The sequence below is a fragment of the Micromonospora sp. WMMD998 genome, assembly GCF_029581235.1.
Lineage (GTDB): Bacteria > Actinomycetota > Actinomycetes > Mycobacteriales > Micromonosporaceae > Micromonospora.
In genome coordinates, this window is sequence record NZ_CP120740.1 from 5,494,528 (window position 1) to 5,512,235 (window position 17,708).

Sequence of the window (17,708 nt, forward strand, 5' to 3'; positions counted from 1 at the left end):
CTCGTCGAGTGAAGCCACCCTAGCGGAGGGCGACAGTCCAGGAGGGATCCTCGCGCGTGACCTCGTCCGCAAGGCTCTCGATGTGGGCGAGAAGCTGCGGCGGGTCGGCGCCCAGGTCGAGCGTGTGGCAGACGATCTCGATACCGGCGTTGCGCACGACGTGTCGCGTCGGCGGGTGCTCGCCGAAGGCGTAGACCAGATGCCCGCGACTCAATCCGTAGGCGACGCAGTAGGCGAGCATCTGGTAGGCGTCCTCACGGGCCGTGTCGGCCTTGTACTTGGCGTCCACTACCGCGCCCACCTCGGTCCGGCTCCGCCGCCACACGAGGTCCGGCCGCAGTTCCAGGCGGCACCGATCGTCCAGATGGTGGCGCGTCTGAAAGGTGACCGTGCCGCCGTGCCTCGACTCGATCGCCGCACGGAGCGCGACCGACAGGAAGTTCTCGTACACCCGCCACATGTCGAGCAGAAGGGCGTTGGTCGGAACGCTGCCGCGGCCCGCCTCGACGGAGGCGTCGCTGAGCACCAGCTCGGCGAGTCGAAGTGCGGTGACGAGCCGTTCGTTGAGCCGCGTCCGGTGCCACTGTGGCGCCGGCTCCCCGGGCCGCAGCCGGGTGATGCCGGCCAGCCGCGCCGCGAGGTGTCGAAGCATCCGCCGCGACGCCGCGTCGATCCCGGGCACGCGCAGCATCCGGTCGACGGCGGTGGCGAGGATCCGGCTCTCCGGGATATCGACCGTGTATTCGTCGTGGCGGATCTCCAGCGGCAGGGGCAGGCCCGCCCGCCGGCCCAGTTGGGCGGTCTCGCGGAGGCGACCGCGAAGTATCGACGAGGTCGCGTCGACCGTGCGGTAACCCTGCAGGAGACCCTCGCGCAGCGCGCGGTCGGTCTGCCGCCACAGGGCCGCCGCCAGCGCTGGCACCAACCCCGCGTGTTCGGTCAGCGGTACGGTCTCGTCGCGCCAGCCCGTCGGGTTGCGGGCATACCCGGCGAGGAACAGCAGCCGCGCGATCGGCACCTTGGGCTCGATGTGCAGCTCTATCCCACCGATCCGGGCCGCGCCGACCTTCCTGCCGGCGCGCACGGCCCACACGCCGGCAGCCGGTCCGGGCCGCACGTCGACGACTCCGGCCGCCGCCAACCGACGTGCCGCGTCGACGTCGAGGCGCACTGGTACGGCCGGGCCGGCCTCGCGGAGGTGGATGACGGTCACGGCAACGGTGGCAGTGACTCACGCAGAGCGTCGAGCCCGTACCGCTGCTCGACGTCGATGTCGTCGGCGTAGTGGTGCTCGACGAGCAGCGGCAGGATGTCGTGGCGCCACACGCGGTCCAGTCCGTCGGGCCTGGTGTGCACCGACTTCCGCATGAAGTGCGACGGGCCGATCGCGTAGTCGGCGTCGTCGAGCCGGCTGTTGAGCGCGTCAAGCAGGTCCGGCGCGTCCGAATCCAGATTCTCCCGGTCCAGCCAGCGGCGCAGCAGGCCGGCGACCGGGGGCTTCGTCGGATGCAGCTCGACGAAGGCGAATCGGCGTCGCATCGCCGCGTCGACCAGGGCGATGGACCGGTCTGCGGTGTTCATGGTGCCGATGAGGTAGAGGTTCGGTGGAAGGGTGAACTTCCCGGTTGAATACTGCAGTCGGATGCCCTGGTCGCGATACTCCAGCAGGAAGTACAGCTCGCCGAATACCTTCGCCAGGTTGCCCCGGTTGATCTCGTCGATGACCAGGATGTACGCGATGGAGGGATTCTCCCGGGCGTCGTCGGCGAGCTGGCGCAGCGGACCGGAGGTGAGTTTGAAGCGCAGTGTCCCGTCGTCGGCGCTGACCGGCCGGAAGCCCTCGAAGAAGTCCTCGTAGGTGTAGGAGGGATGGAACTGGATCAGCTCCACCGCGTGCGGCTCGGTCAGCCCGACTGCCAGGTTCCTGGCAAGGTACGTCTTCCCCGTCCCCGGCGGTCCGTAGAGGATCACCTGGTGGCGCTCGGCGAGCAGGTCCCGCAGGTCGGTCAGCCACCCCATGTCGCTGAGCACCTTGTCGGCAAGCTGCGGGGTCACGTCGGCCAATCGTGCCTCCGGGGCCGGTTCGACCACCGGCTGCTCGGGCACCAGGTCGGCGAAGAGCCGGTCCAGCGCATCGAGGGCGTCGGTGAGGTCGATCAGGTCGTCCTGGCTCTGCGTCAGGGTGGGTAGCGGCCCGGTCAGGTCGGTGAGATCGCGGGGTGATCCCACGTTGAGCCACCGGGCCGGGCGGCGCAGGTTGGAGCGCCGGTCGGGCGACTCCACGAAGAAGGCGGAGCCGTCGACATGCCCGAGATAGACCTCGCCCCGGTGCATCGTCAGCAGGTAGTCACCGGGCCGCATCTTACGCAGGAAAGCACTGAAGTAGCCGAGAAGCTTTTCGCGTACCGAGTAGCTCTTGTGCCGGTACTCCTCCTCGACGACCTGCTGGAGGCGCTGGGAGTCCACCTCGTCGTCCAACTCCGGTAGCTGCGACGCCGCCAGCGAAACCCAGCCCTGCGCCAACCAGTCCGGTACGAGGTCCATACCGTCGACGTTCGAGCCGCGCACCAACCAGGCCCTGCGGGCCACGGTCTCCGGCCCGGCCGCCTCGGCCTCCGTCATCCGCTCCCGTAGGAAGTCGGCGGTGATCCGTTGCTCCGCGTTGGCGTACCGCCCTTCGAATTCGACCCCCTCCTGCGTCAACTGGGCGCGAATGTCATTCCCCCGGTGCTTGACGTGTTGGTGCATCGCCAAAGGCACCTGGCCGTCGGCCTGGAGAACCCGGTGCGAGTTCTCGACGTACGTCTCGGCGAGCAGGTGGGCGATGTCGTCGGCCGAGCCGTCGACGAGGTCTGCGAGGTCATCGTGCGCGGTCCAGGAGCCGGGCGGGACGAGTTCGATCGCGCCAGCGAGGGTACGGAGTCTGCTCTCGTACTTCTTGCGGGCCAGTTTTCGGCTCCGCGACACCTCGCGGTAGCGGCGACCGATCTCGGCGTAGAGGTCGTCGGTGCCCGGATAGGTGTCGAGAGCCCTCCGGCCCGCCTCGGTGATCCACCACGAGCCGTCCCGCTTCACCAGCCATCCGAGCGTCGCGGCGTCCCCGGTATGGAACCTGGCCGCCACATTCCAAGCCGCGACGCCATTCTTGTACGGCCTTCGCTCCGCGTCCGTCAGGTCGAGCCGGGTGGCGACCTGGTCGAGCACCTCCCGACCGTTCATCCGTTCGCCGCTGTCGCGCAGCACCTCCAGACAGGTGCGCACCAGCAGAGCATTCCGGATCACTTCTGACATCCCCGCTGGCCCTTCGACGGTGGCGGTCGGTGGTCACGACAGCCTACGGTCGGTGACGTGAGCGAGCTACGCGTGTTCGGGGTGGACGCCTGCAAGGGTGGATGGGTGGCAATCGAGCTGCGCGACGGAGTCTTCGCGGCGGCTCACATCGCGCCCGCCCTGTCCACGCTGCTGAGAGCGCGGGACGACATAGCGGTGGTAGGCCTGGACATGCCGCTGGGACTGGTCGACGACGGGTGGCGTCAGGCCGACATCGTCGCGGCCGGCACCCTTGGCGCGGCGCGAAGCACCGTCTTCCGGGTGCCGCCGCGACCGGTATTGCTGGAGGCGGAGTACGAGTCGGCGGTGAAGCGCTGCCGTGCGATCACGGGACAGGGCTTCAGTCGGCAGGCATGGGCGCTGCGTCGGAAGTTGTGGGAAGCCAACGCCTGCCGCGACCGGGACCGCGTCTACGAGGTGCATCCTGAGCTGTCCTTCCGAGGGATCGGCGCCGGCCGTCCTCTGGCCTCGAAGAAGACCTGGCAGGGCCAGATGCAGCGGTGCGACCTACTCCTCAAGGCCGGCATCAAGGTCCCGGCAGAGCTGGGGCCGGCGGGGCGAGCCGGCCCGGACGACGTGTTGGACGCCGCTGCCGCCGCATGGAGCGCTCACCGCATCGCGACGGGCCGCGCGGTCAGTTACCCGGACCCGCCGGAGGCATCAGCGGCCGGCGACGCCATCGCCATCTGGTGCTGACGCTCCTGTCGGATATCTTTCACCTCCCAAACGGCTCGACTGCCTACGCACCGTCCAAATGGGACATGTTCTTGCCTCTGGCGTGCGATATACAAGGTGCTCGCTCAGGCCCGTCAGCCGCGATCGGCGGGTCTTCTCGGAGGTTCCTTTGCGATGAGTGCTGGCCTGCACCTCTCGGTACGAGTCCCGTGGCACGACAGTGGCTGGGCCGGCACCGTCTGCCGACGTCCCTCGGACAACTCCTCGTGCATCCTGCTCAAGAACATCGGTGAACGCCGGGAAGACGAGTACGAGGCAGCCCACGCGGGCAAGCCGATCGAGCTGGTCAACCCCAACCGCCTCCCGTGCATCGGCGAGCGGGCCTCGTTCATGAGCCCGCACAGCTATCAGCTCACGAAGGAACACCCGTACCGCTTCTCGCCGCCCCTCAAGGGGGTGCTTCAGCCGACGCCCGTGTTGGTCCCCGCGTACGGGGTGCATGCGACGCCGTACTTCTGGCTGCACCGCAAGAACGTGCCGACGGTGCTGCGGACCGTCGACGTCGACTACCACGAGGAGCTTGAGGAGGTCGTCGACAAGACGTTGCGGTTCACTCCGCAGTGGGTCATCCACGGCGACAACCAGCGCTCGTTGATCACCCGTTTCTTTGCCGACGTCCAGCCCGGTGGCCTCGTCTTCTTCTATCTGAAGCACTCGCCGTTCACCGCCGCCGGCACGAGTGGGGGGCGGTCACTCCTGGTCGGCGCGGCCCGGATCACTGACATCGACCTTCCGGATGCGTGGCGGACCACCGGGCAGGCGCCGTTCCCCAATCACATGTGGGAGACGAACGTACGGCATTCACTGCGGCCCGACGGTGTCGACGGCGTCCTCCTCCCGATGGCCGAACTGGCCGCCCTCGAACTCGATCCAGACGACCTCGGAGACGCTCTCGCATGGGCGCCGGAGTACGGCGGTCGTGAGTTCATGTACGTCACCGAGCATGTCTCCGACGACACTGCCATCGCCGCGCTGGAACGGCTCTACCGCGCGGCCGAGCGCTGCGGTGAACTGGGCCTGGAGGTGTCGCGGGCCTCGATGGACTGGCTCTCGGAGCGGATCGCCGAACTCTGGACGATGCGTGGCCCTGCCCCCGGCCTCGGCGCGGTGCTGGAGGCCCTCTCGGTGCCGCACGGCCCGGTGGCGGCTCGGGCGATCTCCCGGCTGACCCCGGAGGGCGTCGACCCCTGGGACTTCCTCGATCAGGCCATGGACGAGCCTGCCAAGCTGAGCCCGGAGCTGGCGAAGAAGCTGAGCGGCACGCCGCGAAAGGTCTGGCGCGACCTGGACGCCGACGAACGCCGTTTCCTCAAGCTGCTGTCGCGGTTCAACCTCACCGTCGAACAGACCGCCACGCTGATGGCCGGCGAGACCGAGATCGCACTCGACCACACGGAGTTGCTGGAGGATCCGTATCACGCGTACACCTGTCTGCTGGGCGGGCTGGCCGAGGTCGCCTTCGACGTCATCGACCGCGGCTGCTTCCCCGAGGCGTCGGTACGCGCCGCGTTTCCCCTCGACGAGCCGTCGGCGATGGTCGACTCGGCCGACGAACGCCGGGTGCAGGCACTGCTGACCGCCGTCTGTGAGGAGGCGGCCGCGAACGGCGACACGGTGGTGCCGCTCGACCGGATGCTCGCCGCCGTGCGGGAGCGTCCGCTGGTCGAGCCGTGTCCCCTCACCGAACAGGTGCTGCGGGCGCACGGCCTGCACCCCTCGATGCTCAGCTACGACGAGGAGTCGCCATACTGGCCGCCGGTGTGCGGGACGGTACTGGCCGATGGCACACCGGCGTTCAAACTGACGCGCCTGGAGACGACGAGCCGGGTCATCCGGCAGGTCGTCGACACCCAACTGGCCAGACCGCGGCACGATGCTCCAGACGACGTACGGGCGATCCTGGACGAGGCGCTTCCGGCGTTCTCGACGAGCGACGCCGAAGACGCGGAGGCCGAGCGACGGGCCCGTGCGGAGAAGGCCGCGGCCCTCGACGAGTTGTTCCGCGCGCCCCTGACGGTCCTCAACGGCCGGGCCGGCACCGGTAAGACGACCCTGATCAGGGCCCTGGCCAACCATCCGGCGGTGCACGGCGCCGGGGTCCTGCTCCTGGCTCCCACCGGCAAGGCCCGGGTGCAGCTCACCAAGAAGGTGCAGTTGCCGGCGCAAACCCTCGCGCAATTCCTCGGCAGATATGGACGCTACGACGGGGACACCGGCAGGTACGTCATCGACGGCGACCGACCCAAAGCACCTCGCTTCGGCACCGTGATCGTCGACGAGTCGTCCATGTTGACGGAGGAGCAGATCGGGGCTCTCCTCGACGCGCTGCATGCGCCCGACCGGCTCATTCTCGTCGGTGATCCGCGCCAACTGCCCCCGATCGGGGCGGGCCGGCCGTTCGTCGACCTCATCAACCGGATCGTCCGCGAAGCGGAGGTTCCGGCCTACCCGCGAGTCGCCTCCGGCTACGCGGAGCTCACCGTGCTGCGCCGCCAGTCCGGCCAGGTCCGCGATGATCTCATGCTCGCCGGATGGTTCGCCGGCGACGAGATCCCGGACGGCTTCGAGGAGGTCTGGCAGCGACTGCGGCAGGGCACCGAGATGGCGACCCTGGCGGCCCGCCCGTGGGGGACGGCCCGCCCAGAGCAGGCCATCGACGATGCGCTGGCCGCCGAACTCGACATCACCGGGCCGAAGGCGTCGGCGACGTTCGAGCTCTCCTACGGCGGCCGGGAGAACGGCCCCTGGGTCAACTTCCCGACCGGGGACAAGGGCGCCGGGGAACGTTCCGAGGAGTGGCAGATCCTCTCCCCCACCCGGACGAACCCGTGGGGCACCATCGAGGTGAACCGGCGCCTCAAGCGCAAGCACCGCGGCAAGGCGCTCAGGGACGCGCTACGCCCGCCGTACGAGCGCAAGGTGCCGGCACCGATCGGCGCGGAGCAGATCGTGCTGGGCGACAAGGTGCTCAACAATCTCAATCAACGCAAGAAGGCCTGGCCGGCGGGTCCCGACGCGCTGCACTACGTCGCCAACGGCGAGATCGGCGTGGTCGTCGGCCAGGTGGGTCGCCCGAAGGGGGCACCCCCACGTTTCACGAACGTCGAGTTCTCCTCGCAGACCGGCCACACGTACGGCTACTCGGGGGATTCGGAGGAGAATCCCGCACTCGAGCTCGCCTGGGCGATCACCGTGCACAAGGCGCAGGGCTCCGAGTTCGGCACGGTCTTCGTCCTGCTACCCGGGTCGTCCCGTCGCCTGTCCCGGGAACTGCTCTACACGGCGCTCACCCGGCAGAAGGACAAGGTCGTCCTGCTCCACGAACGGCCCATCGACGAACTGTTCGAGCTGACCCGCTCCACCGGGTCGGAGACGGCGCGACGGCTTACCGACCTCTTCTTCGCTCCCGCGCCGCGAGCGGTGCTGTTGCCCGACGGCAGGGCGGCGGGGGTGCTCGACACCAACCTCATCCACGTCGCGCCCAACGGCGTGCTCGTGCGCAGCAAGAACGAGGTGATCATCGCCGGCATCCTGGAGGACCTGGTGCCGAGTGGCTGGGAGTACGAGAAGCCGCTCGAGGCCGACGGGATCAGACGCTTCCCCGACTTCACCGTCCCGACCTCGGGCGGGCGGGCGGTCTACTGGGAGCACCTCGGCATGATCGACAACCCGCAGTACCGGGCGGCCTGGGGGCGGAAACTCGACTGGTACCGCAAGCAGGGCGTCCTGCCCCACGAGGAGGGCGGCGGCCCCGCCGGCACGCTGCTCTGCACCGACGATCAGGAGGGCGTAGACGTGCCCGCCTGGACCGAGCTGGCCCGGTCCGTGCTGGGCGCGGGCCCGACCGGCCCGCGCGTCTCGTCCAAGCGGGCGGCCAAGAAGGCGGCACCGGGCGCGGCCCGGCACCGCGAGTGACACGTCAGGCGGCACCGGCCGAATGACGCCGTCCCTGTCCGGGGGCGGGAGCGAGCGGGGGCGGGCAGGGCTGGCCCGACCGAACGCTGCGGGTCATGGCGTCGTACGCATCGAGCACCAGGCGCTTCATCCGGTACTCGCCGTGCGCCCGCTCCTCCCGCTGCCGGAACACGGTGAAGGTGTCGAAAACGTGGTCGACCTCGTCGCGGGCGAGGCCGTAGAGCTGGAAGTAGGCCGCGTCCAACTCCGCGCGGATCAGCTCCCGCCGCTGCGGGTCCCAGACGAATGGTGGTCCGTCGTCGCCCAGGTCGCGGGCGTACGGCGTGAGGTCGTCGGCGGTGTAGGTCAGCTCCAGCACCCGGGCGGTGATCCACGCCGCCAGGTCCGGGGCGGCAGGATCCCAGGGCACCGGTCGTTCGTAGCTCTCCGGTGGCAACACCGGCAGCTGTTTGAACACGTAGTACTTCAGGGAGGTGCCGGCGAACTTCTGCCGCACCACGTAGTCGAGGCAGAGGGAGCTCAGGTTGCCCTGTAGGCACGCCGGATGCGCCGCGGGCAGAGCGAGCAGGAACTTGTCGCCGACCGCGGCCCGACTGATTACTGTCGAGATGAGTGTGCGCTCGTCGGTGCTGCGGCAGATGTCCCGCCAGCCGAGCAGCCAGCCGCTGGACCACCGCTGCCCGAGCCGGTCCGCCACCTCCTGCTCAGTGACCCAGTAACGCGGTAGTGCGGTCGCCGCCGGGTAGCGGTGCGCGTCGTCGCCGAGCCTGGGCAACGTGCCGACGTTGAGCTGGGCTTCGGTGGCGCCCTCGTACGTGCCGAGCCGGTGGTCGAAGTGGTGCACCATCTTCGCCTCGTACAGGGGCAGCATCCGCTGGCCGCCGCGGTGGAAGATGTTGCGGTCGAGTCGCCACCCTTCCTGGATGAGCTGGTCGAGCGTGTGGAACAGGCCCGCGTCGGTGGCCATGTTGAACAGGCCCTGACGCAGCCAGAGCCGCCACGGATTGCCGTCCGGGTCGTCCTCTCGCCAGAGCACCGGCACGCGACGGTAGATGCCGAGGGTGATCTCGGCATCCCGGCGGGACAGGAAGACCGGGCAGGTCCCGGTGTTGGGGTTGAGCAGGCCGATCTCGCCCGGCGTCAGCCGGTAGGCCCGGGACGCGACGTCCGCGACCTGCCGGGCCCGGAAGGCGAGAGAGATCTCTGAACATCGTCGCTCGGTGCCGGCCAGCGTCAGTAGCGCGAAGCGGACCCGATGGTCCACTCCCGCGAACAGTCTCTCCTCGTTCTCGAAGTCGTGGAGCGACACGAGGCTCCCGCCGCTCACCACGTCCCTGAAGAAAGCCTGGGTGGTCGCGTCGGTCGCGATCCCCGTGGGCAGGATCAGCCCGAGCATGCTGTTCGGCGCGGCGACGGTCCGCGCGGCTTCCGCGAACACGGCGTACGTGTTGAGCCGCCCGGCACCGGTGAGCGGGTACCTCCCCGAGGCGCGGACCAGATGACTCACCCCGCTCACCTCGCGCTGAGCCGTAAGCAGCTCGCCGTAGAGGTCCTGCCCGGTCGTCCGCAGGGCTCGGACGAGTTCCCGGCGGGCGGCGGCGTGCCGCGCCCCGGCGATGTCCTGGTCGCGGCTGGCGAAGAACTCCTCCTGCTTGAGTTCGATCTTCTCCCAGGGCGGGTTGGTGAGGACGCAGGAGAACCCGCCGGTCCAACCGGTCGCCGGGTCGACGCCGACACCGTCTGCTGGGACGGGGAAGATGTGCGGGAACTCGATGTGCCAGTGGAAGAAGCGGTACTGCCGGCTCATCGTGCGGACGATCTGGCGGGCCGCGTCGACCACGTCGCCCTGATCTCCCTCGGCGAGACGTTCCCGCATTCCCTCGGTGATCGCGTACGGGCGGGTGCGCTCGGTCTTCGGCCCGACGAACGCCGCGCACCAGGCATCGGCGAGCAGCCGCTTGTGCGCGCGTTCCTCGTCCAGCGACTCGGCGCGTTTGGCCTGGACGTGCACGTCGGCCAGCGACTCGCAGGGCGCCAGGTGGGCGATCGCCCGTGCCTCCTCCGCGAGGTCGAGGTTGACGCCACCGGCATCGCCGAGGAGACGTTCGCCGCGCCGCTCGGCGGCGTTCTGTTTCCGGAGCGCGTTGACCACCGCACGGTCGTCGCCGTCGAGGGCGACGAAGGCCGAGTCCGGGACGCCGCCACGTAGCATCGCCGGCGTCGCGCCGAGGAGGGAGTTGCCGACCCGGATGTTGGCGTCGAGGTAGCCCAGCGGCTTGCCGGGTTCGAACGCCTCCAGCCAGAGCGACACCTTGGCCAGTTCCGCCGCCATCTCGTTCAGGTCGACCCCGTAGCAACACCGGCTGACGACGGTGCGCAGCGCGATCCGGACGGCGTCGACGCTGGGTTCCGGCTCGTCGGTCCGTTCGGCCGCCAGCCGCTTGGCGAGCCGCCGTGCGGCGGCGATGAGGAAGTGCCCGGACCCGACGGCCGGGTCGCAGACGGTGATGGCGAGCAAGGCCGCCTCCCGCTCGGCCCGGGTCGGTTTGTCGCAGGCCTTATCGAGCAGCGGCTCCAGCGTGGTGTCGAGCAGACTGTCGACCAGGGCGGCCGGGGTGTAGTAGCTGCCGCTGCGCTTACGGTCGTTGCCGTTGAGCCGAGAGAAGTGGAACCGCCTCCGGGTCGGGTCCCAGTGGGGGTGCAGTTCGAGGAGGGCCTCGTAGACGCTGCCCAGTTCCTCGGCGCCGAGGTGCCGGAAGTCGACGAGGTGCCGGCCGCCGCGGCGCTTCGCCAGCACGCTCAGCGCCTCGACCGCCTGCAGCAGCGCGGCATTGGTCAGCTCCGCGCCGCAGAGCGGATCGTCCAGGACGCTGTGCTCGAAGATCCCGCCGATGCCGGGCAGGCCGACGGTGCGGGAGCCGGTCTCCGAGCCGAGGATGCGGAACACGAGCTTGAGGCTCTGCCACAGGTCGCCGTGGCGGGAGTAGCGGCGGGCCATTGCGAGCCGGCGCAGTCGCCGCGACGACAGATAGGTGTCGTAGCGCCGGCTCGCGGCTTGGTCGGCCGATGGGTCGAGCAGCAGGTCGCGGTCCTCGACGACCATCCAGAAGAGCACCTTGTAGACCAGCCGGAGCAGCGAGCGCTTGAAGTCGACCAGCGACAGTTCAGTGCCGATGACGTCGCGGAGGTGCTGGTTGGCCGGATGGTCGAGGAAGCCGGTGCCGAGGTGTTCCAGCGCTGCCTCGACTCCGCCGCGCAGCCGGGTAAGGGCCCGCTCGCCCTGCTTCGCGCCGTATGCCCGCCACTGCTCCAGCAGGCACGACGGCGGCCCGACCTCCTCGTCGCGGACCTTCAGCCGGCTGGCGTGCGCCATGCGGAAGAGCAGCACGAAGTCGGGAAACAACTCGCCTTCGAAGATCGACTCAAGGTCGAACTCAAGGTACGACGAACCGATGAGGCTGGTCGAGTCGCGCAACAGGCGCAGCCGCTGACCGTTGGTCAGCACCGCCCACAGGTGCCGGTCGCTCTGGTTCAACAGTTGCTGAACCATGGCGTGCGGTGCCGCGCCCGCCGGCCCGCCGGCCCGACCGGTCCGTCGATCGAGGTCGGCGTGCCACGGCAGCAGGTGCATCGGCACGGTGCGCCGCCACCAGTGGCTGACCGGGAACGATCGTTCGTCGACGGGGATCCCGCCGGCCAGCGGTTCGTAGTCGCCGTAGTGCAACTCGCGCAGCAACGGGCCGAGCCACTCATCCCGAGTCAGGCGTGCCAGGGACGCCGAGGGCCGTGCCCGCCGCTTGCGGAAGTCAAGGTAGGTGTCGCGCAGATAGAGGTATTTGGCGTTGGCCAGCCGCCGCACCGATTCGCTGGCGGCCAGCTCGTAGGAGGCCGGGTCGATGCCGGGGACATCGGGATCGCCCTCGCCGATCCGCTGGACGACGCCGCCGGGCAACAGGCCCCCGACCACCTGCACGGCGGGATACGACAGCGCCACCTCCGCCCTCCCCAGGTCGGCAGAACCCAGAGCTGACACCAAGCAACGAACTGATCACTCCAGGTGTCGAGCCGAGCCTATAGATCTACCTCCGTGCCTACAAGCCCGAGAGGGGCGACCGTCTGTCGCCTTGCCGTCACCGGGGATGCCCGCGTCGCTGCCGGCACGGGACGGCCCGCCAGACGGGACCGACGAGGGGCGCAACCAACAGTCCACATAGGTCGCAGGAGGGCCCGGCTGACGGGTGCCGGCAGCACGACCAGTGATCCAGGATCTTGGGGCGCGCGGCCCTCCGCCGCCCATTCCCCCGACGTACGCACGTGTCGGTGTATCCGCATGACCGAACCAGGAGTCCCGATCGTGATCAACAAGTTCCCCGGTAGTTGTGGCACGTGCCGACGGCGGGTGGAGGCGGGCGCCGGACAGGCGATCAGACTCGAAACCGGCTGGACCACCTACCACGATCACTGCCTAGTGGCACCGCCGCGAGGCACCCACCGCGGCTGGCACGACTTGCCGGTGGTGGGCTTCGACGTCGAGACCACCAGCGACGAGCCGATGGACGCCCGCATCGTCTCCGCCGCGCTCACGTACTCCGATGGCACGACGACGCGGTGGCTCATCAACCCGGGCGTGCCGATCCCGTCGCGCACCACCGAGATCCATGGGATCACCGACGAGATGGTCCGCAGTGCCGGGAGGCCGCCCCGGGAAGCGCTGGCCGAGCTGGGAACGGCCATCGAGAAGGTAATCGCGGACGGGACGCCGCTCGTCGCCTTCTGCGCCCACTACGACGTCACGACGTTGCACTCCGAGCTGGCCCGGCACGCCCTTCCGTCGCTGGACTGGGGCCGTGCCGTCATCATCGACCCCTCGATCCTTCACCAGGAGGTCGAACCTCACCGATACGGCGGTCGGCAACTCGGCGACCTGTGCCGGTACTACGAGGTGGACCTCGGCTCCGCCCACGACGCCGCGGCCGACGCCCGCGCCGCCGTCGACGTGGCGGTGTCGATCGCGGCCCGGCACGAACGCATCGCCCGGACGCTGCCCGACGACCTCCACCGAGCGCAGATCTCCTGGTACGCGGCGCAGAAGCGGAAGCTTCAGGATTACTTCGACTGGCAGGGCCACGACGAGGCGGTCAGCCTGGAATGGCCGCTGGAAACTGAGCGACGCCGATAGGCCACCACTTCTAACGATCTTCGGCCAGTTGAAGAGAGACCCGGTGCGCGAACCGGCTCGCTCGGCATCCGGCGAGTCCGCTCAGGATGTCGTCCACACTGAGCTTCGGCCGTCCGCCTCTGCCGGTGGCCTCTGCCTGCTGCACGACAATGCCCGTGATCCGTTCCGGGTCATCGTCGAGCAGCAGGCAGAGGAAGTCGTCCGGGTGCAGCGCCTCGATGGCGTACGGCGCGAGCGCGTGGTCCGGGAAGTCACGGAGGTTGGCGGTGACGATCACCTCGGCATCGGCGGCGACGGCGGCGGCGAGCACGTGGCGATCCTTGCGATCATTGGTCATTTCGGCGATGAGGTGCTCATAGCCTGAAACCATCGCGGTCGGGAAGTGTTCTCGCATGACCTCGACCCGGCGTTCGGCCTTGGCACCGAGCACCGACGGCGGCAGGTTCCGCCGGACCTCGTCGAGGATCGCCCGAGTCCAGAGCGGGCGGTACAGGTCCTGCTCGGCACAGCGCAGCAGGGTGTCGGCGAGGACGCTGGGTACGAGGACGCAGGCGTCCAGCACGGCGACGATCATCAGTGGGCGGTCACTCGTCCGGGTGGTCGTCCGACGGCTGGCGGCCACGCCGAATCGCTTCGTCGTAGACGCCCATGTCGATCGCATCCGCGGTCAACTCGTCCAGCGCCTCACGGCGCGCTCTCGACCGACGCTCCTTGTAGGTCAGCACGTCGTGCAACGCAACCCGGCGGCTGGAGTTGGGGCGGGTGTAGGGCAGAACGCCGTCGTTCATCAGCTTGACCACCGTCGGGCGGGTCACGCCCAGGATCGCGGCGGCTTCCCCGGTCGACAGCTCGACGTTCTCCGCCATCACCCGCACCGGCCGCCCCCGACCGAGGATCGACACGACTTCGGCGAGGGCCTCGCCCACCACAGGCGGCACATCGACCGGTTCTCCGCCGTCGACGATCAGTTGCAGCCGCCGCCCTCGGAGCGACCGCCGGGCGAAACGCCGCAGCTCATCACCGTCGGGCGCCGATCCGCCTGCGGGTACCACCGTCACAAGATCCTCCGACGTCGTCGATCCCGCCACCACGATACCCGCCAAAACGAAAAAAACGATAGGGTCAGGCGACAGGGTCGGTCGGCAGGTGGATGCGCTCGGCCGGCACCCCGGCGGTGAGCAGCCGCAGCCGCGACCCGGCCACCATCGGCGGCGGCCCGCACAGATAGACCTCCTGGCCGGGCCGGTGATGGTGGAGCGCCACGGTGAGCGCGTCGCCCCGCTCCCCCGACTCGGCGAGCGGATCGTGCGAGAACGCCGGCACCAGGGTCAGCCAGTCGTGCGCGCACTGGAGCTTGTCGAGGCTGATCGCGTCGTAGAGGTCGGCGAAGGCGCGGGCTCCCACGACCATGGTCACCCGCCGCCCGGCCGGTGCCGCGGCCACCTGTTCGACCAGGGCGCGCAGCGGCGCAAGCCCGGTGCCCCCGGCCACCAGCAGCAGGTCCGCCCGCGACGCGGGGTCGAGACACAGCCCGACGTCACGCGGCGGACCGAGCCAGAGCCGGTCGCCGGGGCGTACCGCATGGACCAGGGCCCGGGAGACGGCCGCGACCGCCCGGACGTGCAGTTCGATCGTGCCGTCCGGGCGTGGGGCGTTGGCCGGCGAATACCAGCGCCACCGGCCGGGCCACCGCTGCGTGCAGACCGGCACCGCCTCGCCCGCCCGCGCCGGCACGCGCCGCTCGGGGCGTACGGTCAGGCTGGCGATGCCCTCGGCGTCCCGCTGGTGGTCGACGACCTGGGCCGGCTGCCAGGCCGGGCCATCGCCGGCCCGCGCGGCGGCCCGGGTCACCGCCGCCGACGCCCGCCGGGCGGCATCCGCCCACGCCGCCGCCAGCTCCGGCGCCCAGGGCACGTGCCGGACGACGGTGGCGGTGAGCGCGGTCTGAACAGCAGCCAGGTGCGGCAGCAGGCGGAAGCGGCGGTAGGCAGGGCCGAGCACGGCCAGCAGCGCCGCCCGCCCGGCCGCGTCGTCGCCGCCGGCGGCCAGCCGCCCCAGCGCGGCGAGGAACACGGCCGTCTCCCGCTGCGGCAGCCGCCCCGGGCAGCGCTGTTCGACCGCGCGCCAGAAGTCGTCGGCCGTCGCGTCGGCGTCGCGCAGCACGATGGACCACGACGCGGCCAGGGCGGCGGTCACGCGCCGGCCTCGTCCGCGAAGGCCCGCCGGGCCGCGTCCACCGCGACGACCGGCACGTCGAGCGCCCACAGCACCCCGCCCAGATAGTCGACCACGCGGCGGTGCTGCTCCTCGGTTAGGCCCAGGCCGCGCCAGGCCCCGACCGCCGGCCGCGCGACATCGCCCGCCGGCCCGCCGAGCGCCACCGTGAGGGTCAGCGCCAGGTGCCCGGCGAGCCGGGCCCGATCAACCCCGATGAGGTACGGCGCCAACTCGGCGTCCGCCGCCACCAGCCGCAGCCACCGGGCCACCGCGTCGCGCACCCCCGCCGACCCGAGCGCCTCGATGGGGTACGGCCCGAGCCCGCTCACGCCCGGATCCAGGTGACATCGTCCAGCACCGCCGCCATGGCACGCCCTTCCGTCGAGATCGCGAAGTGGACCGGCACCGGGGCGGGCGGGGACGGCGAACGCGCTGGGGGCAACGCCCCGCCGGAACCCAGCACCCGCCCCGGGCCATGCGTCCACCCTGGCCAGAAGGGCACTCCTTCGGAACGACTACGCTCTGCACCTACGCTGTACCAGTTCTGAAGTCGAGCCGCTGAGCTGTTGGGCGGACGGCCTCGAAGCGATCGGGGGCGGATGGATGACGACTGTGCAGAAGTGGACCGGCCGGGAAACCCGGGCGCTGCGGCACGCCCTGCGGATGAGCATCCGCGACTTCGCCGAGCACCTCGGCGTCAGCGAGCGCACGGTGTCCAAGTGGGAGGCCGGCCGGGAAGCCGTACAGCCCCGACCCGAGATGCAGGCCGCACTCGACACCGCCCTGCGCAGAGCCAGCGACGAGGCGATGATCCGGTTCAGCAATGCCACGGGTGGGAGTTCGGCTCCCGCTTCCGCTGCTGCTGCGGGCTACCGCGTCCAATCCCACAAGTTCATCCCGGCGTACATCGGGGCCTCGGCAGCAAACAACGTGACCGGGTTGCCGCAGGTGAAACGACGCCCACACGAGTGGCTGAAGGTGTCGGCGACGAAGGTGGCGCATCCCAACGGTCAGTGCACGGTTCACGTCTTCGCCTGTGGCGTCCTGGTGTTCCACCTGGAACAGGAACTCACCCCCAGCAACCTGGCTGAACTCGCGGCTTGGCGATACGCCAGTTACGAAAAAGACCTACCGTGGGCGGCCCACCAGGTCGAACGGCTACTGTCGAATCAGCCTGACAGTCGATCGGCGGTACCGGAATACGTGATGTCGACGTACGTCCTACACGAGCCGGGTTGCCGCCCCGAGGACCTGGACAACGCCGTCCGGCTGTTGAGCCTGCCGTCCGTTCTGGTCGACCGCCACGCGAGGCCTCGACCACAACCCGTCCCGGAGCAGGTAGAGCGGGGATTGTTGGCTGAGGGATTCGACCAACTCCCCGCCGAGCCCTTCGGAATCCCTGGCGTTTCCGTCGGCTTCGCAGCCTGGTCGGGGTTGGCCTACCACGCACTCTCGCCGGAACGGGCCCTCACCGCTGATGAACTGCTCTCGCTGGAGATCGACGTGCAGATGCTCTGGGCCTACTGCCGGCACATCCAACAGGCAGTGGAGGAGGGTCGCGACCCCGTGATGCCACAGCGGTTCGGCTGGCGCTTCCTGAGAGCTGCCCACTCGCGGCTCACGACGGCGCGAGCGCAGGAGACGGCACAGCACTGCTTGATGCGTCAGGCAGCAGTGACGACAAGCGGCCTGCCGGAACGCCTGGCACAGGCCCAGGCGGCGCTTCGCGAGGCCGAGACGATGACTGGCAGAGTCAACGCATGAGCAGCACGCGGGCGGCGTTGATCGTCATCGACATGCAGAACGGCTTCATCAACGACCAGAGCCGGCACGTCATCCCCAAGGTGGTGGAACTGGTCGAGCGGTGGGAAGCCACGGGCCAGCCGGTCGTCTTCACCCGCTACCACAACTACCCGGGAAGCCCATTCGAAAGGCTGATCCACTGGTCGAAGGTGCAGCACGCCCCAGAGACGGAGATCGTGCCCGAACTACAACCACACGCTGTTCGGGCACGAGCCGTGGTCGACAAACGCATTTACTCGTACTTCAACGATGAGGGCATGGACCTTACCGCCCGGGAAGGTTGGACTGACCTCGTATTCTGTGGCGTGGCCACAGAAAGCTGCGTCCTAAAATCGGCAGTGGACGCATTCGAGCGCAATCTCACCCCATGGCTCGTTACAGACGCCTCGGCTAGCCACGGCGGCCAACCCGCCCACGACGCCGGCTTACTAGTAACCAGGCGATTCATTGGCGCACACCAACTCCTTACCACCGAGGAAGCAACAAGGCACCTTCTAAATAAGAAATCAATATAACAAGGCTCAGCAGT

Annotated in this window: 12 protein-coding genes; 5 read left to right on the forward strand and 7 right to left on the reverse strand. The window is 69.5% G+C overall.

What is annotated here, in order from left to right; genetic code table 11:
* Nucleotides 1-19 precede the first annotated feature (19 nt).
* Both O7619_RS24755 and O7619_RS24760 read right to left on the reverse strand, forming a co-directional pair.
* Entirely contained in the window at nt 20-1,213 is a 1,194-nt protein-coding gene (locus O7619_RS24755) for a restriction endonuclease (protein WP_282283702.1), read from the reverse strand.
* Complete coding sequence (locus O7619_RS24760; protein WP_282283703.1) at nt 1,210-3,282, reverse strand: AAA family ATPase; 2,073 nt, start codon at nt 3,280-3,282, stop codon at nt 1,210-1,212. The genes O7619_RS24755 and O7619_RS24760 overlap by 4 nt, the downstream gene beginning before the upstream one ends.
* A 66-nt stretch (nt 3,283-3,348) precedes the next feature.
* Here O7619_RS24760 and O7619_RS24765 point away from each other — a divergent pair, with 66 nt between their 5' ends.
* Both O7619_RS24765 and O7619_RS24770 read left to right on the forward strand, forming a co-directional pair.
* On the forward strand, nt 3,349-4,026 hold the full coding sequence (locus O7619_RS24765) for a DUF429 domain-containing protein (RefSeq protein ID WP_282283704.1): 678 nt from the start codon (nt 3,349-3,351) through the stop codon (nt 4,024-4,026).
* A 153-nt stretch (nt 4,027-4,179) separates the two neighbouring features.
* Nucleotides 4,180-7,980 carry an AAA family ATPase gene (locus O7619_RS24770; protein WP_282283705.1) on the forward strand — a complete coding sequence of 1,267 codons (3,801 nt, stop codon included), beginning with the start codon at nt 4,180-4,182 and terminating at the stop codon, nt 7,978-7,980.
* 4 nt (nt 7,981-7,984) lie between these two features.
* Here O7619_RS24770 and O7619_RS24775 read toward each other — a convergent pair whose 3' ends face one another.
* Entirely contained in the window at nt 7,985-11,974 is a 3,990-nt protein-coding gene (locus tag O7619_RS24775) for a DNA methyltransferase (protein ID WP_282283706.1), read from the reverse strand.
* Between the two features lie 360 nt (nt 11,975-12,334).
* Between O7619_RS24775 and O7619_RS24780 the strand changes: the two genes are divergently transcribed.
* Nucleotides 12,335-13,159: an exonuclease domain-containing protein gene (locus tag O7619_RS24780; RefSeq protein WP_282283707.1), complete on the forward strand. Its 825-nt coding sequence runs from the start codon at nt 12,335-12,337 to the stop codon at nt 13,157-13,159.
* Nucleotides 13,160-13,169: 10 nt separating this feature from the next.
* On the opposite strand, the gene O7619_RS24785 is transcribed toward O7619_RS24780, so the two are convergent.
* Genes O7619_RS24785 through O7619_RS24800 form a run of 4 tightly spaced genes read right to left on the reverse strand, consistent with a single transcriptional unit; the run spans nt 13,170 to nt 15,705 of the window.
* Entirely contained in the window at nt 13,170-13,733 is a 564-nt protein-coding gene (locus O7619_RS24785) for a PIN domain-containing protein (RefSeq protein WP_282283708.1), read from the reverse strand.
* 10 nt (nt 13,734-13,743) lie between these two features.
* Nucleotides 13,744-14,262 (reverse strand): helix-turn-helix domain-containing protein, encoded by a 519-nt coding sequence (locus O7619_RS24790; RefSeq protein ID WP_282283709.1) that lies wholly within the window; start codon nt 14,260-14,262, stop codon nt 13,744-13,746.
* 19 nt (nt 14,263-14,281) lie between these two features.
* Nucleotides 14,282-15,355: an oxidoreductase gene (locus O7619_RS24795; RefSeq protein WP_282283710.1), complete on the reverse strand. Its 1,074-nt coding sequence runs from the start codon at nt 15,353-15,355 to the stop codon at nt 14,282-14,284.
* A complete protein-coding gene (locus tag O7619_RS24800) occupies nt 15,352-15,705 on the reverse strand; it encodes a globin (RefSeq protein WP_282283711.1) in 354 nt (117 codons plus the stop codon). Before O7619_RS24800 ends, O7619_RS24795 begins: the two co-directional genes overlap by 4 nt.
* Nucleotides 15,706-15,979: 274 nt before the next feature.
* Between O7619_RS24800 and O7619_RS24805 the strand changes: the two genes are divergently transcribed.
* Both O7619_RS24805 and O7619_RS24810 read left to right on the forward strand, forming a co-directional pair.
* A complete protein-coding gene (locus O7619_RS24805) occupies nt 15,980-17,140 on the forward strand; it encodes a helix-turn-helix transcriptional regulator (RefSeq protein WP_282283712.1) in 1,161 nt (386 codons plus the stop codon).
* Nucleotides 17,137-17,694, forward strand: a complete 558-nt coding sequence (locus tag O7619_RS24810; protein ID WP_282283713.1) for a cysteine hydrolase — start codon at nt 17,137-17,139, stop codon at nt 17,692-17,694. Before O7619_RS24805 ends, O7619_RS24810 begins: the two co-directional genes overlap by 4 nt.
* Nucleotides 17,695-17,708 lie beyond the last annotated feature (14 nt).